Origin of the sequence: Actinokineospora sp. UTMC 2448 (genome assembly GCF_024760565.1) — a bacterium.
In the GTDB taxonomy this organism is placed as follows: domain Bacteria; phylum Actinomycetota; class Actinomycetes; order Mycobacteriales; family Pseudonocardiaceae; genus Actinokineospora; species Actinokineospora fastidiosa.
In genome coordinates this window covers 6,643,371-6,664,358 of the sequence record NZ_CP031087.1, presented here as the reverse complement: position 1 = coordinate 6,664,358, position 20,988 = coordinate 6,643,371, and the positions used below count along the sequence as shown (strand labels likewise).

General features: G+C 73.2%; 22 protein-coding genes. 12 read left to right on the top strand and 10 right to left on the bottom strand.

Features of this window, described 5'->3' with window-relative positions; genetic code table 11:
• Positions 1-80 precede the first annotated feature (80 nt).
• The gene (locus tag Actkin_RS30835; protein ID WP_258905184.1) at positions 81-1,172 is read left to right on the top strand and encodes a right-handed parallel beta-helix repeat-containing protein; all 1,092 of its coding nucleotides are present in this window, start codon (positions 81-83) and stop codon (positions 1,170-1,172) included.
• A 12-nt stretch (positions 1,173-1,184) separates the two neighbouring features.
• Here the strand turns inward: Actkin_RS30835 and Actkin_RS30830 are convergent, their stop codons facing one another.
• The 3 genes from Actkin_RS30830 to Actkin_RS30820 all read right to left on the bottom strand — a co-directional run bounded on the left by Actkin_RS30830 (position 1,185) and on the right by Actkin_RS30820 (position 3,772).
• Entirely contained in the window at positions 1,185-1,487 is a 303-nt protein-coding gene (locus Actkin_RS30830; protein WP_258905183.1) for a hypothetical protein, read from the bottom strand.
• 92 nt (positions 1,488-1,579) lie between these two features.
• On the bottom strand, positions 1,580-2,548 hold the full coding sequence (locus tag Actkin_RS30825) for a TolB family protein (RefSeq protein ID WP_258905182.1): 969 nt from the start codon (positions 2,546-2,548) through the stop codon (positions 1,580-1,582).
• Positions 2,549-3,772: an MFS transporter gene (locus tag Actkin_RS30820; RefSeq protein WP_373292333.1), complete on the bottom strand. Its 1,224-nt coding sequence runs from the start codon at positions 3,770-3,772 to the stop codon at positions 2,549-2,551. It abuts the gene before it with no gap.
• A gap of 127 nt (positions 3,773-3,899) precedes the next feature.
• Between Actkin_RS30820 and Actkin_RS30815 the strand changes: the two genes are divergently transcribed.
• Both Actkin_RS30815 and Actkin_RS30810 read left to right on the top strand, forming a co-directional pair.
• Complete coding sequence (locus tag Actkin_RS30815; RefSeq protein WP_258905181.1) at positions 3,900-5,261, top strand: glycosyltransferase family 4 protein; 1,362 nt, start codon at positions 3,900-3,902, stop codon at positions 5,259-5,261.
• 2 nt (positions 5,262-5,263) lie between these two features.
• Entirely contained in the window at positions 5,264-6,580 is a 1,317-nt protein-coding gene (locus tag Actkin_RS30810; protein WP_189209318.1) for a UDP-glucose dehydrogenase family protein, read from the top strand.
• On the opposite strand, the gene Actkin_RS30805 is transcribed toward Actkin_RS30810, so the two are convergent.
• Positions 6,577-7,269: an SDR family NAD(P)-dependent oxidoreductase gene (locus Actkin_RS30805; RefSeq protein ID WP_258905180.1), complete on the bottom strand. Its 693-nt coding sequence runs from the start codon at positions 7,267-7,269 to the stop codon at positions 6,577-6,579. The genes Actkin_RS30810 and Actkin_RS30805 overlap by 4 nt on opposite strands.
• A gap of 85 nt (positions 7,270-7,354) precedes the next feature.
• On the opposite strand from Actkin_RS30805, the gene Actkin_RS30800 reads away from it, so the two are divergent.
• Positions 7,355-7,936: a TetR/AcrR family transcriptional regulator gene (locus tag Actkin_RS30800; RefSeq protein ID WP_258905179.1), complete on the top strand. Its 582-nt coding sequence runs from the start codon at positions 7,355-7,357 to the stop codon at positions 7,934-7,936.
• Here the strand turns inward: Actkin_RS30800 and Actkin_RS30795 are convergent.
• Entirely contained in the window at positions 7,903-8,649 is a 747-nt protein-coding gene (locus tag Actkin_RS30795) for a protein phosphatase 2C domain-containing protein (protein ID WP_258905178.1), read from the bottom strand. The two genes, Actkin_RS30800 and Actkin_RS30795, sit on opposite strands and share 34 nt — an antisense overlap.
• Positions 8,650-8,716: 67 nt before the next feature.
• On the opposite strand from Actkin_RS30795, the gene Actkin_RS30790 reads away from it, so the two are divergent.
• Both Actkin_RS30790 and Actkin_RS30785 read left to right on the top strand, forming a co-directional pair.
• On the top strand, positions 8,717-8,926 hold the full coding sequence (locus tag Actkin_RS30790; protein WP_189209322.1) for a helix-turn-helix domain-containing protein: 210 nt from the start codon (positions 8,717-8,719) through the stop codon (positions 8,924-8,926).
• Positions 8,926-9,450, top strand: coding sequence for a Clp protease N-terminal domain-containing protein (locus tag Actkin_RS30785; protein WP_229786637.1), 525 nt, complete (start codon positions 8,926-8,928; stop codon positions 9,448-9,450). Before Actkin_RS30790 ends, Actkin_RS30785 begins: the two co-directional genes overlap by 1 nt.
• Here Actkin_RS30785 and Actkin_RS30780 read toward each other — a convergent pair.
• Together Actkin_RS30780 and Actkin_RS30775 are read right to left on the bottom strand one after the other, a co-directional pair.
• Entirely contained in the window at positions 9,416-10,489 is a 1,074-nt protein-coding gene (locus Actkin_RS30780; RefSeq protein ID WP_396123015.1) for a calcium:cation antiporter, read from the bottom strand. The genes Actkin_RS30785 and Actkin_RS30780 overlap by 35 nt on opposite strands.
• Positions 10,490-10,508: 19 nt before the next feature.
• Positions 10,509-11,150, bottom strand: coding sequence for a membrane protein YczE (locus Actkin_RS30775; RefSeq protein ID WP_396122905.1), 642 nt, complete (start codon positions 11,148-11,150; stop codon positions 10,509-10,511).
• 61 nt (positions 11,151-11,211) lie between these two features.
• Here Actkin_RS30775 and Actkin_RS30770 point away from each other — a divergent pair, with 61 nt between their 5' ends.
• On the top strand, positions 11,212-12,636 hold the full coding sequence (locus tag Actkin_RS30770) for a MocR-like transcription factor YczR (RefSeq protein WP_258905175.1): 1,425 nt from the start codon (positions 11,212-11,214) through the stop codon (positions 12,634-12,636).
• Between the two features lie 422 nt (positions 12,637-13,058).
• Here the strand turns inward: Actkin_RS30770 and Actkin_RS30765 are convergent, their stop codons facing one another.
• Both Actkin_RS30765 and Actkin_RS30760 read right to left on the bottom strand, forming a co-directional pair.
• Positions 13,059-13,850 carry a hypothetical protein gene (locus Actkin_RS30765; RefSeq protein WP_258905174.1) on the bottom strand — a complete coding sequence of 264 codons (792 nt, stop codon included), beginning with the start codon at positions 13,848-13,850 and terminating at the stop codon, positions 13,059-13,061.
• Positions 13,851-14,035: 185 nt separating this feature from the next.
• Positions 14,036-15,202 (bottom strand): pyridoxal phosphate-dependent aminotransferase, encoded by a 1,167-nt coding sequence (locus tag Actkin_RS30760; protein WP_258905173.1) that lies wholly within the window; start codon positions 15,200-15,202, stop codon positions 14,036-14,038.
• A gap of 96 nt (positions 15,203-15,298) precedes the next feature.
• Between Actkin_RS30760 and Actkin_RS30755 the strand changes: the two genes are divergently transcribed.
• Positions 15,299-16,507, top strand: coding sequence for a DUF445 domain-containing protein (locus tag Actkin_RS30755; protein WP_229786763.1), 1,209 nt, complete (start codon positions 15,299-15,301; stop codon positions 16,505-16,507).
• 6 nt (positions 16,508-16,513) lie between these two features.
• Here Actkin_RS30755 and Actkin_RS30750 read toward each other — a convergent pair whose 3' ends face one another.
• Positions 16,514-16,981, bottom strand: coding sequence for a CGNR zinc finger domain-containing protein (locus Actkin_RS30750; RefSeq protein WP_229786639.1), 468 nt, complete (start codon positions 16,979-16,981; stop codon positions 16,514-16,516).
• An 84-nt stretch (positions 16,982-17,065) separates the two neighbouring features.
• On the opposite strand from Actkin_RS30750, the gene Actkin_RS30745 reads away from it, so the two are divergent.
• The 4 genes from Actkin_RS30745 (at position 17,066) to Actkin_RS30730 (ending at position 20,987) form a co-directional block, all read left to right on the top strand.
• Positions 17,066-17,434 carry a VOC family protein gene (locus Actkin_RS30745; protein ID WP_189209329.1) on the top strand — a complete coding sequence of 123 codons (369 nt, stop codon included), beginning with the start codon at positions 17,066-17,068 and terminating at the stop codon, positions 17,432-17,434.
• A gap of 63 nt (positions 17,435-17,497) precedes the next feature.
• Positions 17,498-18,022 carry a PadR family transcriptional regulator gene (locus Actkin_RS30740; protein ID WP_189209330.1) on the top strand — a complete coding sequence of 175 codons (525 nt, stop codon included), beginning with the start codon at positions 17,498-17,500 and terminating at the stop codon, positions 18,020-18,022.
• Complete coding sequence (locus Actkin_RS30735; RefSeq protein WP_258905172.1) at positions 18,019-18,696, top strand: ABC transporter ATP-binding protein; 678 nt, start codon at positions 18,019-18,021, stop codon at positions 18,694-18,696. The genes Actkin_RS30740 and Actkin_RS30735 overlap by 4 nt, the downstream gene beginning before the upstream one ends.
• Positions 18,693-20,987: an ABC transporter permease gene (locus Actkin_RS30730; protein WP_189209332.1), complete on the top strand. Its 2,295-nt coding sequence runs from the start codon at positions 18,693-18,695 to the stop codon at positions 20,985-20,987. The genes Actkin_RS30735 and Actkin_RS30730 overlap by 4 nt, the downstream gene beginning before the upstream one ends.
• The last annotated feature ends 1 nt before the right edge of the window (position 20,988 follow it).

Sequence of the window (20,988 nt, the reverse complement as noted above, 5' to 3'; positions counted from 1 at the left end):
TCGTGACCTCGTTGTGATCTGGCGGCGTCTGTGCATACAGTGCCGACGGCGTCGGGGGATTGCCGGATGGGAAGGACGTCATGGCCGCGGACTTATCCGCCCGCCTGCTCGCCGCGGTGGCGGCCGTGGTGCTGGTCGCCGCGTGCAAGCCGCTGGCCGGGAAACCCGCGCCCGACCTGCCCGTCCCGCCGCCGGACCCGGTGGTGATCCAGCCGGCGCCGACCACCGCGCCGCCGACGACGAGCCTGCTGCCGCCGACGTCGGTGACCTCCGCGCCGACGTCGGCCACGGCGACGATCAAGCCGACGACGTCCAAGACCGCCGCGCCGCCGGGCGCGCTGGCCCCGGGCGCGGTCCCGGCTCCCGGCCAGGTCGGCTTCCGCGGGGACCGCCAGCGCCTCAAGGTCGTCGACGGCCCCGCGTCGGCCCCGCCGGGCACGGAGTGGAACGAGGGCGCCCTGCGCTTCGGGGGCGGCAACGTGACGCTGGAGGGCGTCTGGGTCAAGGGCGGCGTCGAGTACAGCGGCCACGGCACCCTGACGATCCGCGGCTCGGTGATCGAGGGCAACCACCGCAGCTGGTCCCCGCTGATGGCCATCAGCGGCCACGTCGACGTGCGCGACTCCACGATCACGTACAAGGACGACCAGATCCCGGGCCCGCAGTGGGGCAACGGCGTCATCCACGGCGACGCCCGGATGACCCTGATCCGCAACGACATCTCCGGCGCCCCGGACGGCATCCAGAATGGCCGCGGGGACAGCCTCATCGAGCAGAACCACATCCACGGAATGCGCGTCTTCGGCTCACCCCCGAACAACACCCACAACGACGGCATCCAGGCCTACGGCGGCCCGAACCTCAAGATCCGCAACAACCGCATCGACATCAGCGTCAACGGCCTCGCCTACGACGGCGCCCACCAGAACGGCGCGATCTTCGTCATGCCGAGCGCGGAGAACCCGGCGAAGAACCTCGAAGTCACCGGCAACTACCTCGCCGGCGGCGGCTACATCCTCCGCCTGGGCACCCCGCTGAGCGGCGCGATCATCAAGAACAACCGCTTCGGCCCCACCAAGGGCGGCTGGGGCGAAGTCCTCCTAGACGGCGGCGGAATCGCGCAATGGTCAGGAAACACCGACGCAGCGGGAAAACCGGTACGACAGCCTTAAGGAGCCCTGCGGCTATCGGGTCTTCTCGATGTGCTGGGTCAGGAGCGCGGTGATGTGCCGGATCCCGGCGGTCACGATGTCGAACCGGCGATGGACAGCGGCGAACTTCTCATTGACCTGGTGGAAATGCCGATCGAGCTTGTCCTCCAGCCGCGTCAGGCGGTGGCCGCGCTCGATCTGCTCGCGGGTCACCGCAGGATCGCGGTCGGTGCTCGTGGCCAGCGTGCGCACCGCCTCCGCGTCGGCTCGCGCGTCCTCGGCGATTCTCCGGACGCTGGCCACTTCCCGTTCCAACGCCGCGATCCGCTCCTCCACAGGGCGGGGGCTCTCGTTCACGTCGCCACGGTACTGCCGGGGAATCAAGCGAGCCGCGATTGTCACCTACGGCAAAATCCCCCGAACGGAGATCAGTCGCGTGGGGACGGGGAGGATGCGCCTGGGATGAGTTCGGTCGCGGTGCCTGAGCCGTCTGCTGGGGAGGTGTAGATGGTTGGTTTTCCGCCCCTGGGAACCTTGGCGTACGCGACCGTGTTCTGGTCCAGCCAGGCCGCTTGGTCGTCCACGCCGTCCGAGCCCGGTAGTTCGGTTTCCGTGCCGGACGCCAAATCCAACACGAACAACCGCCAGCCGCCCAGGCGGCCTGCGCGTTTCTTGTACGCGATCCGGGTCTCGTCCGGTGAAAGGGACGGGCACTCCGCGTCCTTGCGGACCGAGGTCACCGTGCGGTTGGTGAGGTTTCCCTTGACCAGCCACGTCTGGTCGCCGGAGCCCAATGTCGCATAGAACGTGTTGTCGTCGCCGGTGAAGGTCACGCCCCAGTAGTTCTCGTTGGCGCGCTTGTCGGGCTTTCCCTCGATCAGCACGGTCGGGAACTCCTCCAGCGACTCCACCAGCACCCCGGTGCTCAGGTTCAGGATTCCCGTCCTCGTCGAGAAGCCGCCGGGCGCCAGGTACGAGTCCCCGGTGACGAAGACGGTCCAGGACACGATCTGGCCCGACGCCGACACCCGGGCGCGGCTCGGGGTTCCGGGCAGCGGGACCGTGCGGACCAGCGCCTCCCCGACGTACACCGCCGCCTCATACGCCCCCGGCAGCCCCATGCGCAGGCACACCGTCGTCCCATTCGCCGTATACACGCGCAGGCAGGACATCTCCGTCGACGTCCGCACCCCCGACGGGTCCACATCGGAGACCAGGTTGCGGCCGCCCCCGTTGTCCACGAACCGCAGGCCGGACGACACCGCCGCGCCCGGGGCCGATCCCGTCGCCCGCTCCGAGCGGACCGTGCTCACCACGTACACCAACGCCGCGATCACGACGATGACCATCGACGCCACACCGACGGCGACGCGGTGCCGCCCCAGCCACTCGACCACTCAGGACACCTCCGGGCGGATCACCAGCACGACAGCCACCAACACCGCGACCAGCGCCCCCGTGGCGACCAGCACCGCCGCGGTGAACGGCAGGGTGGTCAGCAGCACCCCGAACCCCACCGACGACGCGAACCGCGCCAGCGCCTGCCCCGTCTGGACGATCGACAGCCCGCTGGCCCGCAGCCGCTCCGGCACCAGCGTCGCCCCGTGCGCCATCAGCACGCCGTCCGTGGCCGCGTAGAACACGCCGTGCAGCGCCACCGTCACGATCACGAGCGCCAGCCCGTCGAACGGTCCCAGCAGCAACAGGTACACGGCCAGCAGCACCACGTGCCCGGCGAAGAACACCCGCCAGCGCCCGACGCGGTCCGACAGCCTGCCCAGCGGCGTCGCCAGGACCAGGAACGTCAGCGCCGTCCCCACCGGCATCAACGCCAGCAGCGTCGGCGACACCCCGGACGCGCGCTGCAGGACGACGAACACGAACGCGTCGGAGATCGTCGCCAGCCCGAGCAGCCCGGCCGCCACCGTGGTGCGCCGCAACCCGCGGTGACGCAGCAACCCCAGCGCGTCGCGGAAGACGACCGCGGTGCGCGGCCCGGTGAAGCGGTGCTCGCGGACGAAGAACACCAGGACGATCACGCCCAGCAGCGCGAAGCAGAAGCTGATCATGAAGATCGGGCCGGGGCTGGTGGTCAGCCAGGTCAGCACCGCGAACGTCGCCAGCGGGCCGATCAGCGCACCGACGGTGTCCATCATCCGGTGCACGCCGAACGCGGCGCCGAGCTGGTCGGCCGGGGTGGACAGCGAGATCAGCGCGTCCCTCGGCGCCGTGCGCAGGCCCTTGCCCGCGCGGTCGAGGGCGAGCACGCCGCCCAGCCCGCCCGCGGACGCCCCGACCAGCGGGAAGCCCAGCCTGGTCGCGGCGGACAGGCCGTACCCGGCGACGGCGACGGCCTTCGGGCGGCGGATCCGATCGGACACGTGCCCGCCAACCAACCGCAGCACGGCGGTCGCGCCGGTGTAAATCCCGTCCAGTAGACCGAGCTGCAGATACGACATCTGCAGGTTGAAGATCACGTAGACGGGCAGGAAGGCGGTCACCATCTCCGAGGAGACGTCTGTGAGCAGACTCACCGTGCCCAGCAGGACGACGGTGGTCGGCACGCGGCTACCGGCGGATGGCGGCACAGAACCCCTGCCTCTGGTCGAGGCCACGTACACCCGAACACCTCCACCACCGGCGAGCCCTCGTCCTGCACATCGCCCGACGGCCACGGTGTGTAACAACAGCCCCGGCGCGGCCGAACTTGAGGTGTCGGCCCTGTCGCGAGGAATGAGGTCGGGCTGGATGGCCCCGCATGTGCTGATCATCGTGCAGAACCTGCCCGTCCCGCTGGACCGCAGGGTGTGGCTGGAGTGCCGCGCCCTGCGTGCCGCCGGGTACGAGGTCTCCGTCATCTGCCCCAAGGGCCCGGGCGACCCCGGCTACGCCGTGCTGGACGGCGTGCACCTCTACAAGTACGCCCCGCCGCGTCAGGCCGACGGCCTGCTCGGCTACGCGTGGGAGTTCCTCTACTGCTGGCTGCGCACGGCCGCGCTGACCCTCAAGGTCCGCCGCCGCGCCCGCTTCCACGTCATGCAGGCCTGCAACCCGCCGGACACGTACTGGGCGCTCGCGCTGCCCTGGAAGGCCGCCGGGGTCAAGTTCGTCTTCGACCACCACGACCTCAACCCCGAGGTCTTCCGCTCCCGCTTCGGCGAGCCGACCGGCCGCGCGGGCAAGCTGCAGCTCGCCGTCCTCAAGTGGCTCGAACGGCGCACCTTCCGCACCGCCGACCGGGTGATCTCGACCAACACGTCCTACCAGGACATCGCCGTGCGGCGGGGCGGCGTGCGGCGCGAGCACACCACCGTCGTGCGGTCCGGCCCGGACACCTCGGTCATGCGCCCGGCGTACGTGCCCGACCCGCCGCTGCGCGGGGGCAAGCACCTGGTGGCCTACCTGGGGATCATGGGCCCGCAGGACGGCGTGGACGGGGTGCTGGAGGTCGCCGACCGGATCGTGCACTTCCACGGCCGCACGGACGTCCGCTTCGCGCTGCTCGGCTTCGGCGACTGCCTCGACGACCTCAAGCGCCAGTGCCGCGACCTGGGCCTGGACGACTACGTGGAGTTCACCGGCCGGGTCGGGCCCGACCAGATCTCCCGGTACCTGTCCTCGGCCTGCGTCGGCCTGTCGCCGGACCCCAAGAGCCCGCTCAACGACGTCTCGACGATGAACAAGACCATGGAGTACATGGCCTACGCGCTGCCCGTCGTGGCCTACCGGCTCACCGAGACGGTGGTGTCCGCGGGCAACTGCGCGGTCTACGTCGAGCCCGGCGACACCGACGGCCTCGCCGACGCCGTGCTGCACCTCATCGACGACCCGGCCCGCCGCGCCGAACTGGGCGCGCAGGGTCGACGCCGCGCCGAGCGCGTGCTGGACTGGCGCCCGCAGGCCCAGGCCTACGTCGGCGTGTACGACGAGCTGCTGGGCTTCCGGTCGGCCGGGCCGTTCCCGGACGGCTGGCCCGCCGCCGAGCGCCGCACCGGACCCGGGGTGGCGCCCAAGGACCGCTGGGGCAACCAGCTGGTGGACCTGCGCGACCAGGACGCGCTGCGGACCTTCGCCGCGGCCCGCGTCGCCGAACGACTGCGAGAGGGGTAGCGGTGTTCGTACGACGGATCGCCGTGGTCGGAACCGGGTATGTCGGCCTCACCACGGGGGCCTGCCTGGCCTCGCTCGGCCACGAGGTGGTCTGCGCCGACGTCGACGCGGCCAAGCTCGCCCGGCTGGCCGCAGGCGAGGTCGACATCCTGGAGCCGGGGCTGGCCGAGCTGGTCGCCGAGGGCATCGCCGCCGGTCGGCTGAGCTTCGTGCTGGGCGCGGCCGCCGCGGTCGGGCACTTCCCGGACGGGCCCGAGGTGCTGTTCCTCTGCGTCCCGACGCCGATGGGCGTGGGCGGGGTGGCCGACCTCAGCATCGTCGAGTCGGTGGTCGAGGAGGTCCGCGAGCTGCTGCCCGACGGGTGCGTGGTCGTCAACAAGTCGACCGTGCCGGTGGGGACGGCGGAGCGCACGGCCGAGCTGCTGGGCCGCGACGACGTGGCGGTGGTGTCCAATCCGGAGTTCCTGCGCGAGGGCACCGCGGTCTACGACTTCCTCAACCCCGACCGGATCGTGGTCGGCGGCAACAAGCAGGACGCCGCCGAGCGGGTCGCCGCGCTCTACTCGCGACTGGGCGCGCCGACGGTGCTCACCGACGCGCCCAGCGCGGAGCTGGTCAAGTACGCCGCCAACTGCTTCCTGGCGATGAAGCTGTCCTACGTCAACGCCGTGGCCGAGCTGTGCGACCGGCTCGGCGCGAACATCACCGACGTGACCGAGGGCATGGGCTACGACAAGCGCATCGGCCAGGCGTTCCTGATGCCCGGCCCGGGCTGGGGCGGGTCGTGCCTGCCCAAGGACACCGCCGCGCTGCTGCAGCTGGCCGACGCCGCCGACTTCGAGTTCCGGCTGCTGCGGGCCACGATCGACACCAACACCCGCCAGCGCCAGCGGATGGTGGAGAAGGTGCGGGTCGCCGTCACCGGCAAGCGCACCGGGTCGCTGTCGCACCTGCGGCTGGCGCTGTTCGGCCTGACGTTCAAGGCGGGCACCGACGACCTGCGCGACTCCCCGGCCCTGGCCGTGGCCGCCCTGCTGCGGCAGGCGGGCGCGGAACTGGCCGGGTACGACCCGGCGCTGGGCTCCGACTGCGCGCACCCGGACGTCTCGTCGATCACCGTCGTGGACGACCCGTACCTGGCGGCCAAGGACGCCGAGGCCATCGTGGTGCTGACCGAGTGGCCGGAGTTCCGCTCGCTGGACTGGAACCGGCTGGCCGAGACGGTCCGCAGGCCCGTCGTCGTCGACACCCGCAACCTGCTCGACCCGGCCGTGGCCCGGCGGGCGGGCTTCGAGTGGATCGGGCTGGGCAAGGCCTAGAGGACGCTGAACACCTCTTCGACCCGGTCGCGCCGGGTGAAGAGGTCCCACGCGGCGTCGGCGATGGCGTCGGGATCCAGCGTGGTCCCGGCGACATCGCCGAAGCGCTCGCCCATGAATCGGTGGATGTCGCCGCGGTCGATCAGCCCGCCGATGGTGAGGATGCCCGCGTACACGCCCTGGTCGGCCAGCGCGGCGTTGAGCGTCAGCGCGTAGGTGCGCAGCGCGGCCGAGGAGAGCGCCAGCGCGCCCAGCGGCGGCATCGGCAGCACGGCGCTGAGCCCGCCCGCGAACAGCAGCCCGCCCGAGCCGCGCTCGACCATGCCCGGCAGCACGCGCCGGACCGCGTCGACGGCCGGGTAGATCCCCGCCATCGCCGCGTCGACGGCCGCGCGCGTGGTCTCGGTGATGGGCGCGGGAAGGTTGTCGAGGTCCGCCGCGCCGGGGCCGAAGTAGAGCATGTCGACCGGGCCGACGTGGTCGAGGACGCTCAGCAGCGCCGGGGTGTCGCGGACGTCGGCGGCGTACGCGGTCGCGGCGACGCCGTCCGCGCGCAGCGCCGCCAGGTAGTCGGGATGGCGGTCCGCGGAGCGGGAGACCAGGACGACGTCGAAGCCCTCCCGGCCGAAGCGCCGGGCGACGGACATGCCCAGCCCGGGCCCGACACCGAGGACGACAGCGGTCGGCATACGCCAACTCCTTAAGTCGAGGGTTGTCTCGACTTAGACGCTAGCAGAAAAACCGAGGGTTCCCTCGGGTTTGTAGACTGACTCGGTGGACAAGCCGCTGCGGGCCGACGCCGCGCGCAACCGCGGCCGCCTGCTGGACGCCGCCGCGGCCCTGTTCGCCGAGCGCGGCATGGACGTGCCGATGGAGCACATCGCCAAGCGGGCCGGGCTCAGCATCGGCACGCTCTACGCGCACTTCCCGACCCGGCAGGCGTTCTTCGACGCGATCTTCCCCGACCGGCTGGCCGAACTCGACCGGCTCGCCGAGCGGGCGCTGGCCGAGCCGGACCCGTGGGCGGGCTTCGTGGCGTTCCTGGAGGGGATCTTCGCCCTGCAGGCGGGCGACCGCGGCCTCAACGACGCCATCGCCCGCCGGTTCCCCACCGGGCCGGAGGTCGAGGCGAACTGCGTGCGCGGTGTCGGGCGCGCGGACGAGGTCATCGAGCGCGCCAAGGCGGGCGGGCGGCTGCGCCCGGACTTCTCCGTCGCCGACCTGACGACGCTGACCTGGGCGATGTCGCAGGTGATCCGGGAGTCTGGCCCGTGGCGGCGCCTGCTGGCCCTCGTCGTGGACGGCCTGCGCGCCGAGGGCGGTCAGCCGGAGAGGTCCACCCAGACCATGGCCTGATCGTCGTGCCGCTTCGACCGGGGCCAGCGCCGCGCGTCCGGGTCGGACTCCTCGGCCGAGCGGACCGCGTCGAGGACCGCGAACGGGCCCGCGGCGCGCACGGTGTCCAGGATGGACGGCCAGGTGAGCACGCCGTAGTCGTCCACCCCGCAGGAGACCCCGTCGCTGGCCATGATCAGGTCCGTCACCTCGGCGCGGTCCCACCGCGCCTGGACGGCCTCGCGCGCGGCGCCGGGCAGCGCCTCGGCCACCCAGAAGCCGCCCGGCCGGTTGCGCAGCCCGGCGACCTGCTCGGCGGTGACCGGGCGCAGGTCGCGCAGCCGGGTGTCGGCGACGACGGTGTGCCCGCCGTCCGGGTGGAACGCCACGACCGGGCTGTCGGCCAGCACCAGCGCCTCCACAGCGGACTCGTCCCAGCGGGCGAGCGCGACCGTGCTCGACGGGCTGTCGCCCGGGGTGAACCCGTGGTGGCGGGCCACGGCCCTGATCGCGCCCGCGAGGTGGTCGGCCAGCCCGACCTCCGGCGCCGCGGTCAGCCGACCGGCCAGCTGCGCGGCGAGCGCCACCGCGTACTGCCCGGCGGGATGGGTCGCCGAGGTCGCGCCGTCCAGCAGGATCACCGCCGACGGCAGCACCACGACGACGTCCTCGCTCGGCCGCGCCCGGCCGTCCGCGCCCAGCCCGGCCTGCTCGGCGACCCTGACCTCCGCCATGCGCCCGATCATCCCCATCGTCAACCGGGGTTGACAACCCGGGCCTCCGTCAACCAGAGTTGACGCCATGACCGAAGCGACCCGACTGGCCGACGCGGCGGGCGACGCGGACCCCCGGACCGGGCTCCGGGCCGTCGCCGCGCTGCGGAAGCTGCTGGAACGCCTGGAGGCCGTGCAGGTGCGCAGCGCGCGCGCCCACGGCTGGTCCTGGCAGGAGATCGCGGCCGAGCTTGGGGTCACCAAGCAGGCCGTGCACAAGAAGTACGGGAGGCAGTGATGTTCGAGCGGTTCACGGCGGCCGCGCGCGAGGTGGTGCGCGACGCCGTCGCCAAGGGGGACGCCGTCGTGACCCCCGAGCACCTGGTCCTGGCCCTGCTCGACCGCGAGCACACCACGGGCGCGGCGATCCTGGCGCACTTCGGCGTCGACCGGGAGCGGGTGGCCGAGACGCTGGCCGCCAAGCACCGCAGGGGCGGCCTCAGCGAGGCCGACGCCGAGGCGCTGGCCAAGCTGGGCATCGACCTCGACGCCGTGGTCGCGGCCGTCGAGCGCGAGCACGGGACGGGCGCGATGGCGCCGAAGCGGGGCAGGCGGCGATTTCACACCACGTTCACGGCCGAGGCCAAACGCGTGCTCGAACGGGCCCTGCGCGAGGCGCTGGACTGCCGCGACACCTTCATCGGCGACGAGCACGTGCTCCTCGCCCTGCTCGCCCTCGGCGCCGAGGCCGACCTAGGGCTGCGCTACACCGACGTCCGGGGCTGGATCACGGCGTCACGGCGAGGAACAGGAACGCGCTGAACACCATCAGGTGAACCGCGCCCTGCAGCACCGTCGCCCGGCCGGACACCAGGGTCAGCGTGCCCACCGCGCCGGTGAGCGCCAGCAGCACCAGCTCCTTGCCGCCCAGCCCGAGCACCAGCGGCCCGGTCAGCCAGATCGAGGCGACCGCGATCACCGGGATCGTCAGGCCGATGCTGGCCAGCGCCGAGCCCAGCGCCAGGTTGAGGCTGACCTGCAGCCGGTTGCGCAGCGCCGCCCGCACGGCGGCGACGGTCTCGGGCATCAGCACCAGCAGCGCGATCAGCACGCCGACCAGCGACAGCGGCGCGCCCGCGGCGGCCACGGCGGACTCCAGGGTGGGGGAGACCGTCTTGGCCAGCCCGACGACGGCGATCAGGCAGACCAGCAGCAGGCCGAGGCTGGTCAGCGCGGTCCTGGTCGTCGGGGCCTCGGCGTGGTCGTCCGGGGTGGTGTCCACTTTGGGCAGGAAGTAGTCGCGGTGGCGCAGGGTCTGGACGAACACGAAGACCGCGTACATCACCAGCGACGCCACCCCGGCGAAGGCCAGTTGCGCGCCGGAGAACGTCGGGCCCTGGCTGCTGGTGGTGAACGTCGGCAGCACCAGGCTCAGCGTGACCAGGGCGAGCACGACCGCGAACGCGCCGCCGGAGGCGTGCGCGCGGAACTCCTGCACGCGGTGGCGCAGCGAGCCGACCAGCAGCGCGAGGCCGACGATCCCGTTGCAGGTGATCATGATCGCGGCGAACACGGTGTCCCTGGCCAGGGTCGCGGCCTTGTCGCCGCCGGAGGTCATCAGGGTCACGATCAGCGCGACCTCGATGACGGTGACCGCGATCGCCAGGATCAGCGTGCCGAACGGCTCGCCGACGCGGTGCGCCACGACCTCGGCGTGGTGCACCGCGGCGACGACCGCCGCGCCCAAACCCAGGCACACCAACGGCAGCAGGACGGGACCGAGTTCGGCGCGCCCCCACCCGAAGGCCAGGATCAGCACGCTCAGCGGCGGGACGGCGAGGCTCCAGCGGGGCAAGGCGATGGCGGTCACGCCCCCGACTCTAATGTCCGATCTGGGCCGAAGCGCGCGGCTGCCAGGCGACGTAGGGCAGGAACGCCTGCGCCAGCGGGCCGATGAGCAGGGCGTACGCCGCCGTGCCCAGGCCCACCGTGCCGCCGAGCAGCCACCCGGTGACGAGCACCACGATCTCGATGGCCGTGCGCACCACCCGCAGCGAGAAGCGGGACCGGGCGGCCAGGCCGGTCATCAGCCCGTCGCGGGGGCCGGGGCCGAGCCGGACGCCGATGTAGGCGGCCGTCGCCAGTCCATTGAGGACGATCCCGGCGACGAGCATGGCGGCGCGCACGGCCAGGTGCTCCGGCGTCGGCAGCAGGTACAGCGTCAGGTCGACCGCCACCGAGATGATGACGATGTTGGCCACCGTGCCCACCCCCGGCCGCTGCCGGATCGGGATCCAGCACAGCAGCACCGCGACGCTGACCAGCGCGGTCACCGTCCCGTAGCTCAGCCCCGTCAGCTTGTGCAGCGCCTCGTGCAGCACGTCCCACGGGGCCAGGCCCAGCGCCGCCTCGATCTGCAGGCCCATGCTCGCGCCGTAGAGGGCCAGACCCCCGACGAGCTGGGGCAGGCGGCGGCCGGGGCGGACCCGGACCGGGACAGGGCTGAGGTCGAGAGCGGTCATGCGAGCCATCCTCACCGAGATTGGCCTGTGCACCGATAGCCAATCGGCATAAATTGGCCTGGTGCATCCCGTGGGACGAATCTCCGGCGCCCGATTGGCCCGCCTGCTGGGCGGCTGGCAGACCGGCGGCAGGCCGGGCTCGGCCGCGCTCGCAGGCGCCCTGCGCCTGCTCGTGCTCGACGGCAGGCTGCCGCCGGGCACCGCGCTGCCCGCCGAGCGCGAGGTCGCCGCCGCCCTCGGCGTCAGCCGGACCCTGGTCGCCGCGGCATGGGACGTCCTGCGCGCCGAGGACCTGGTCCGCACCCGCCGGGGCGCGGGCACCTGGACCGCGCTGCCCGGACCCGGCCGCGGCCCCGACGACACGGGCGAGCAGCCGCTCGACCTGGCCCGCGCCGCGCCCGCCGCGCCGCCCGCCGTCGCCCACGCCCTGGACGCCGTGCGCGGCGTCTTCGCCGCCGAACTGGCGGGCCACGGCTACCACGACTACGGGCTCGACGTCCTGCGCGAGCGCCTGGCCGCCCGCTACACCGCCCGCGGCCTGCCCACCTCGGCGGACCAGATCCTGGTCACCAACGGCGCCCACCACGCGCTGGCCCTGGTGCTGCGCGCGTTCACCGGACCCGGCGACCGCGTGCTCGTCGAGCAGCCGACCTACCCCAACGCCATCGACGCCATCACCGCGGCGCACGCCATCCCGGTCGCCGTCCCGCTGCTCGACGACGGGTGGGACCTCGACGGCATCGCCGCGGCGCTGCGCCAGGCGGGCCCGCGGCTGGCCTACGCGATCGTCGACTTCCACAACCCGACCGGGCACCTGCTCGACGCCGACGGCCGCGACCGGCTGGCCCGGCTGGCCGCGCGCGCCCGCACGCCCCTGGTCGTCGACGAGACGCTCGCCGAACTCGACCTGCGCGCGCCCGCGCGCCCGCCCGCCCCGCTGTCGGGGCCCGGCACGGTGATCACCATCGGGTCGGCGGGCAAGTCGCACTGGGGCGGCCTGCGGCTGGGCTGGGTGCGCGCCGACGCCGAGGTCGTGCGCAGGCTCGCCGCCGCCCGGCACGCCTTCGACCTGGGATCCCCGGTGCTGGAGCAGCTGGTGCTGGCCGAGCTCTACGCCGACCCGGAGCCCGCGCTGGCGCACCGCCGCGCCGAGCTGGCCGCCCAGCGGGACGTGCTGGCGGCCGCCGTGCGCGAGCACTGCCCGGACTGGGCGTTCCGGGTGCCCGACGGCGGGCTGAGCCTGTGGTGCGAGCTGCCCGGGCCGATCGGGTCGCGGCTGGCCGTGGCCGCGCGGGCGGTCGGGGTGCGGGTGGCGCCGGGGTCGCGGTTCAGCGCCCACGGCGGGCTGGAGCGGTGGCTGCGGCTGCCGTTCACCCTGCCGGGGGACCGGCTCGGCGAGGCCGTGCGCAGACTGTCGCTGGTCGCCGCGTCCGTCACCGGATCGCCTGGTTCGGAGGGAACCGACGGGCTCATCCCGGTCGCCTGAGTGGTGGCCGTGCGGGAGAGCCGAGTAAGAACCGACAAGGCGGTGCGCTGGATGGCGCTCTCCACGCCATCCAGCGCACCGCGTTCCCCGGCCTGCCCGCCGAGGTCATCCCCGGCACGGCCCCACGTCGTGCCGGGGCGGCGGGCGGCCAAGGCGCCTCGACCACCGCGGGGGCATCGCGGTGTCGAGGCGGGGAGCCGATCCGTCCTGGCGCGGTAGGCGGATCGGCGGGTCTGGGGGTGTGCCCCGACGCCGCGGGGGCATCGCGGCGTCGGGGCGATGACCCCCGCTCGCGCCCGGGCGCGGTCGGGCACGAACGGGTTGGTCGCGAGGCGATCGGTCATGGGTCGATCGGTCACGGGTCGATCGGTCATCGGAAGGATCAGCCCGGAAAAGGGCACACGTGTCCCGCGGGAACGGGGTCAGTCAGGTCGGCACGTCGGGGAGCCCGCGGCCTCGACCGCGGCGCCGAGCACCTGGGGGTAGACGATCGGCCAACCGCCGGACGGCGTGGCTGCGTGATCGCGGGTGGCCAGCACGCCGAGCGCGCCGCGGGCCTGGCCGCCGCCGTCGTGCGCCGATCCGGCCGAGGACCCGGAGGCGGGCGTGCTCGGCGCGGGCGGGGCGGGCGGCTCCGCGGGCCGCTCGGCGGGCGCGGTGCGCTCGCCGTCGTCCGACGGCTCGGCCGCGACGGCCGCCGCGACGGGCGCGGCCGGGGCCCGCTGGACCTCGACGGCGCGGGTGGCGGGGGCGGGCGCGGGCTTGACGGGCGCGGGCGCCCTGGCGGGCGGGGCGGCCTTCTGCGGGGCGGGGACGACGGCGACCGGCACGGGGTCCGCCACCGAGGCGGTGGTGACCTCGCGCGGGCCGGGTCCGTAGTCCACGCCGCCGTAGGTGGTCGTGTTCTCGACCTCGACGCCGCGGGTCGAGCTGGCCGACCCCTGCGCGGAGCTGGTCTGCTCGGGCTCCGGCTCCTCGGCGGCGTACTCCTGCCGCTGCGGCTGGGGGTCGACGACCTCGAACGCGGAGTGGATGAGGGTGGAGATGTCCTCGCCCGCCGCGGCCCGGTCCATCAGCTCATCGGTCAGATCGGACAGTCCGGAGTCGGCGGTCGCCGCGGTGGCGCCGATGAGCCAGCCGCAGAACAGGAACCCGGCGACCACCGCCAGCCTGCGCAACCAGAGCAGCGAGGCGCGGGCGCGTGTGGTGTCCACGGCCTCACCCCACTTCCGTCCCGGCGGTTCCCGATGCCGCTACGACGACCCAGCCACTATCCAGCACCGAGTCGCGTCACCGCACCCTAACCGGGCGGGTTCCACCCGGAAAGACGGATACCTCCGCCCGAACCACGGGTGGCGCAGTCACAGACGGTGGAATTCAGCCGATCGGGTGACGGGGGTCAGCGGAGTTTGCGCAGTCGTGCCAAAGCCTCGTCGATCACTTCGTCCTTTTTGCAGAAGGCGAACCGCACCAGGTGGCGCCAGCGGTCGGGGTTGTCGGTGAACACCTGCACGGGAACGCCTGCCACGCCTGCCTTCTCCGGCAGCTCGCGGCACAGTTGTAGGCCGTCGGTGAAACCCAGCGGGCGCACGTCGGCGCACACGAAGTAGGTGCCCTCGGTCCGCCGCACCGCGAAGCCCGCGTCGGCCAGGCCAGCGGACAGCCGCTCGCGCTTGTCCGACAGCGACTCGCGCAGCGCGGCCACCCAGGCGTCCTCATGGGACAGCGCGTGCGCCACGGCGGGCTGGAACGGCGCGCCGCCGACGAAGGTCATGAACTGCTTGGCCGCGCGCACCGCGCCCACCAGCGGCGCGGGCCCGCACACCCAGCCGATCTTCCAGCCCGTGCAGTTGTAGCTCTTGCCCGCGCTGGAGATGGTCAGCGTCCGCTCGGCCATGCCCGGGAACGCGCCCAGCGGCAGGTGGGCGTGCCCGTCGAAGACCAGGTCCTCGTACACCTCGTCGCAGATGGCGATCAGGTCGTGCTCGGCGCAGACCGCCGCGATCCCGGCCAGCTCATCCCGGGTGAACACCGTGCCGGTCGGGTTGTGCGGGCTGTTGACGAGGACCGCGCGCGTGCGCGGGGTCACCGCGGCGCGCAGCGCGTCGACGTCGACGCCGAAGCGGCCGGACTCCTGCTCGGCCAGCGACACCGTCACCCGCGTCGCGCCCGCCATGGCGACCGACGCGGCGTAGGAGTCGTAGTAGGGCTCGAACACGGTCACCTCGTCGCCGGGCTCGACCAGCGAGAGCAGCGACGCCGCGATGGCCTCGGTAGCGCCCACGGTGACCAGCACCTCGGTGTCGGGGTCGAACTCCTGGCCGAAGCGGGCCCGCCGGGCGGCGATCGCGGCCCGCAGCTCGGGCATGCCCGGCCCCGGCGGGTACTGGTTGACGCCCTCGCCGATGGCCCGCTGCGCGCGCTCCAGCATCGCCTCGGGGCCGTCGGTGTCCGGGAAGCCCTGGCCGAGGTTCACCGCTCCGGTCCGCACGGCCAGTGCGGTCATCTCGGCGAAGATGGTCGAGGTGAACGGCCGCAGTCGCGGCACCAGCGGGGTCTCCGACATGGGGCCACCTTCTCACGGACAATGGCGGCTGTGGACCACCCGAGCGCCCTGGCCCCCGTGCCCGCCGAGCTGGAGAAGCGCCGCGCCCTGCGCCGGATGAAGGGCGTCGCGCTGGCCTTCCTCGGCGGCGCGACCCTGATCTTCCTGGCCATGACCCTGTGGCAGTCGGCGGGCGCGCCGCCGTGGGTGGGCTACGTCAAGGCCGCCGCCGAGGCGGGCATGGTCGGCGCGCTGGCCGACTGGTTCGCCGTGACCGCGCTGTTCCGCCGCCCGCTCGGCCTGCCCATCCCGCACACGGCGATCATCCCGACGAAGAAGGACCAGCTCGGGCAGAGCCTGGGCGACTTCGTGGGGTCGAACTTCCTGTCCGAGGACGTCGTGCGCGAGCGGCTGCGGCGCGTCGGCGTCGCGGCGAAGCTCGGCGCGTGGCTGGCGCGGCGGGAGAACGCCGACCGGGTCACCGCCGAGCTGTCCACTGCGGCGGGCGGGCTGGTGACCGTGCTGCGCGACGACGACGTGCAGGCGGTGGTCGAGCAGGCCGTCGTCAAGCGGATCATGGACGCGCCGTGGGGGCCGCCGCTGGGCAAGGTGCTGGAGCGGGTGTTCGCCGACGGCTCGCACCACAAGCTCGTCGACCTGCTCTGCGACCAGGCATACGAGTGGGTGCAGGGCAACCACGACCAGATCGTCACCGTCGTCTCCGGCCGCTCGCCCACGTGGTCGCCGAAGTTCGTCGACGCCCTGGTGGCCGACAAGGTCTACAACGAGGCGCTGTCGTTCGCCTGGAACGTCAAGACCGACGTCAACCACCCGATGCGGCTGGCGCTGGACCGCTTCCTCGGCGAGTTCGCCCACGACCTGCAGCACGACCCGAAGGTCATGGGCAAGGCCGAGGCGCTCAAGCAGCAGGTCGTCGACCACCCCGAGGTGCAGAAGCTCATCGGCTCCATCTGGGCGACGGCCAAGCGCCTGCTGCTCGACGCCGCGGGCGACCCGTCCAGCGAGCTGCGGACCCGGGTCCGCGCGGGCCTGGTGACCCTGGGCGAGCGCCTGGAGTCCGACGACGCGCTGCGCGCCAAGGCCGACGGCTGGGTCGAGGGCGCCGCGGCGCACGTCGTGCTCAACTACCGCGACGAGATCACGACGCTGATCACCGACACGGTCCGCCGCTGGGACGGCGAGGAGACCGCGCGCAAAGTCGAGCTGCAGGTCGGCAGGGACCTGCAGTTCATCAGGATCAACGGCACGGTGGTCGGCGCGCTGGCCGGGCTGGCGATCTACACCGTCGCCCAGCTCATCGGCTGACGGCGCCTAGAGGCTGAGCTTGGCGCGCTCGCGCCAGGCCCGCGCCTTCTCCCGGTTGCCGCAGACGCGCATCGAGCACCAGGTCCGGCTGCGGTTGCGCGAGCGGTCGAAGAAGGCCCACTGGCAGTCGTCGGCCGGGCAGATCTTGAACCGTTCCCACTCGTCGAGCACCGCGAGCCTGCTCGCCGCGGCGAGCACCGCGCCGGTGACATCAACCGCGGCGAACCTGGGTATGCCCGCCACGAGCTCGACCCGCACCTCGACCGGCGGGGGCGGGGGCGCGGGCGGTCCGCCGACGGCGGCCCGCAGTCCGGCCCGCACGGCCCGCACCCGCGCCAGCGGCCCGCCGGTCAGTCCCCGGTCGGCCAGCCAGGCCTGCCAGGCCAGCGGATCGGCCAGGACGTCGGTGCCGCGGTCGAGGTCGACCGTGTTGAGGAAATCGAGAACCAGCTCCACGTCGTGGTCGGTGGTCACGACACCACTGTAGGCCCGATACCGGTTGCAGCGATCGGAGATAACCCCCATACTCAAGATCACCGGTTACGAATGGAGGATGACATGGCTGACTCCCGGCCCACCCGGCTCACCGTCGTGCTGGACTGCCCCGATCCCGCCGCCCTCGCCGACTTCTACCGGCGCGTGCTGGAGTGGCCCGATGAGCCGGAGGTCGACGACGACGGCGGCTGGGTGAACCTCGACGGACCGCTCGGCCGGATCGCGTTCCAGCGCATCCCCGACTACGTCGCCCCGACCTGGCCCGGCGGGGAGCACCCGCAGATGCTGCACCTGGACCTGCGGGTCGACGACCTCGACGCGGGTCACGAGCGCGTCACGGCCCTGGGCGCGAAGCTCCTCGACGAGACCTACGCCAAGTCCTTCCGGGTCTACGCCGACCCGGCGGGCCACCCGTTCTGCCTGACCGTCTGATCGGATCTTCCCAGCTAGACCGCCTATGCACGGGGTGTATACGCGTGTTGTAGAGTCGCGGGCATGTCAATCGGACACGCCCTGCTCGGCCTGCTGGAAACAGGGCCGCGGCACGGATACGACCTCAAGCGCGTCTACGACGAGCACTTCGGGCAGGACCGCCCCCTGGCCTACGGGCAGGTCTACGCCACGCTCTCGCGGCTGCTGAAGAACGGACTGGTGGAGGAGCGCGGCGTCGAGGCCGGGGGCGGTCCCGAGCGCAAGCGCTACGCGATCACCGACGCCGGGGTCACCGACCTCGGCGCCTGGCTGGTGACCCCGGAGAACCCGCAGGTGTACCTGCAGAGCGCGCTCTACACGAAGGTCGTGCTCGCCCTCATGTCCGGCCGCAGCGCCGAGGAGGTGCTCGACGTCCAGCGGGCGGCGCACCTGCGGACCATGCGGGAGCTGACCAGGCGCAAGCAGGGCGGCGACCTGGCCGACCAGCTCATCTGCGACCACGCGCTGTTCCACCTGGAAGCCGACCTGCGCTGGCTGGAGCTGACCGCCGCGCGGCTGACCGAGCTGGCCAAGGCGGTGGCGGAATGACCCCGATCCTGAGCGCGACGGACCTGCGCAAGACCTTCGGCAGCACCCCGGCCCTCGACGGCGCGGGCATGAGCGTGGCGGCGGGCGAGGTCGTCGCCGTCATGGGCCCATCCGGCTCGGGCAAGTCGACGCTGCTGCACTGCCTGGCCGGGATCGTCGCGCCGGACTCCGGTTCGGTGGTCTACGCGGGCCGCGAGCTCTCGGCCATGACGGACAAGGAGCGCAGCGCGCTGCGCCGCGGCGCGTTCGGGTTCGTGTTCCAGTTCGGCCAGCTCGTGCCCGAGCTGTCCTGCCTGGAGAACGTGGCGCTGCCGATGCGGCTGGGCGGCACCAAGCGCCGCGTCGCCGAGGCGCGGGCCCGGGAGTGGCTGGACCGGCTGGAGATCGGCGAGGTCGGCGCGAAGCGGCCCGGCGAGGTCTCCGGCGGGCAGGGCCAGCGCGTGGCCGTCGCGCGGGCGCTGGTCACCGCGCCCAAGGTCGTCTTCGCCGACGAGCCCACCGGCGCGCTGGACTCGCTCAACGGCGAGCAGGTCATGCGCCTGCTGGTCGAGACGGCGCGGGAGACGGGCGCGGCGATCGTGCTCGTCACCCACGAGGCCAGGGTGGCCGCGTACTCCGACCGCGAGGTCATCGTGCGCGACGGCCGGACGCGCTCGCCGGAGCTGGTTCCGTGAGCGGGTGGCGTTCTGACCTGGCGATCGGGGTCCGGCTGGCCGTCGGGGGCGGCCGGACCTCCGTCGCCCGGTTCGTGTTGAGCACCATCGGCGTCGGCATCGCCGTCCTGGTGCTGCTGATGGCCGCCTCGGTCGGGACGATCGCGGGCAACCGCGACGACCGCACGATGGCGCAGTCGCCCGACTCCACGCCGATCGAGGGCGTCGCCCCGACGGAGATGGTCTGGGACGGCACGTCCTTCCGCGGCCAGCGGATCGGCGTCAAGCGGCTGCGCGGCACCGGGCCGGACTCGCCGCTGCCCGTGGGCGTGCCGCGCATGCCCGCCGCGGACGAGATGTACGTGTCCGCGGCGCTCAAGGAGCTGCTGGACAGCCCGGAGTCCGAGCTGCTGCGCCCGAGGTTCCCGCAGCGGGTCGTCGGCGTGCTCCCGCCCGAGGCGGTCGCCGACCCCTACGACCTGGAGGCCTACACCGGGCTGCGCCAGGACTACGCCGAGGGCGACGTCACCGCCGTCTACAAGTTCGGGGTGACCTACGACCGGGACCTGCAGCCGGAGTTCCTGCTGCTCCTGCTGCTCGGCGTGGTGGCGCTGCTGGTGCCGGTGTTCATCTTCGTCGCGTCCAGCACCCGCATCGCGGGCGCCGAACGCGACCGCAGGCTCGCCGCGCTGCGCCTGGTCGGCGGGGACAGCCGCCAGGTCAGGCGGATCGCGGCGGCCGAGACGCTGGTCAGCGCGCTCGCCGGGCTGGTGGTGGGCGCGGTGGCGTTCCTGCTGCTGCGGCCCGTGGCCGCGAGCGTGCGGCTGATGGGCGTGGGCGTCTACCCCTCCGACGTCGTGCCGTCGTGGTGGCTGGTCGGCGTGATCGTCGTCGCCGTGCCCGCGCTGGCCGTCCTCACCGCGCAGGCCGCGCTGCGCCGGACGATCATCGAGCCGCTGGGGGTGGTCCGATTCAGTCGGCCGGTCCGCAGGCGGGTGGTGTGGCGGCTGCTCCTGGTCGCCGCGGGCGCCGCGCTGCTGCTGGTGGAGCTGGGCGACGAGAACAGCGACATCTGGGCGGTCCGCATCGCCATGGGCACGACGCTCATGCTGGTCGGCGTGCCGGTGCTGCTGCCGGTCGTGGTCGAGCGCGTGGTCTCCCGGCTGCGCGGCGGCCCGCCGTCGTGGCAGCTCGCGGTGCGCAGGCTCCAGCTGGACAGCGGCACGTCGGCGCGGGTGATCGGCGGCATCGCGGTCGTGCTGGCGGGCGCGATCGCCCTGCAGGCGCTGCTGTTCTCCCAGGCATCGGCCGTCGGGCTGGGCCAGACCGACCAGCCGGGGCGGACCGGCGCGGTGACCGAGCCGATGGCCCGCGGCTGGGTCGGGGCCGACGGCGCGGACGAGATCGCCGAGCTGCTCTCGGGTGTCGAGGGCGTCGAGTGGGTCGCCCGGTTCACCACCGCGGACCTCAGCGCGGACATGAACGAGAACAACGTCCTCGGCGTGGCCATCGCCTCGTGCGCGGACATCGAGCGGGTCTACCGCGTCGCGGACTGCGCCGACGGCGACGTCTTCACCTGGCCGAACGCGCTCGCCGACCAGGGCTACGCCCCCGGCCAGCGGCTGACGTCGATCGAGTGGACGGAGAACGGCATGGCCGCGCTCGGGGAGTGGACGCTGCCGACCGAGGTGCGCGAGATCGCCGTGGAGGACAGCATGGGCCGCTCGGAGAACCTGCTCGTGACCCCGGCCGCCGCCCCGCCCGGCGCCGACGACCGCGGGGTCGGCCTGCGGATCATGATGGACCCGTCCAACCCGGACACCATCGAACACCTCCGCAACGCCACGTTCGACCTCGTGGGCACCGACTTCTACTTCGACGGCAACATGGGCGCGAACGTCACCGAGGAGCAGGAGACGTTCCTGACCATCCAGCGCGGCCTGCTGATCGGCTCGCTGTTCACGCTGATGCTGGCCGGGGTGAGCCTGCTGGTGCTGGCCGTCGAGCACATCAGGGAGCGCCGCCGCCCGCTGGCCGTGCTGGCCGCGAGCGGGGTGCCCACCGGGTCGATCGCCCGGTCCCTGCTGTGGCAGATCGGCGTGCCCATCGGGCTCGGCGTCGTCGTCGCGGTGGCGACCGGGGTCGGCCTGGCCGCGCTGGTCAACCGGATGACCAACGACCCGCTGCTGGTCGACTGGGCGGGCGTGGGCGTGATGACCGGCGCGGCCGCGGTCCTCGGCGTGCTGGTGTGCCTGGTGACGCTGCCGTTCCTGCGCAGCGCCACCCGGGTGGAGTCGCTGCGCACGGAGTGAC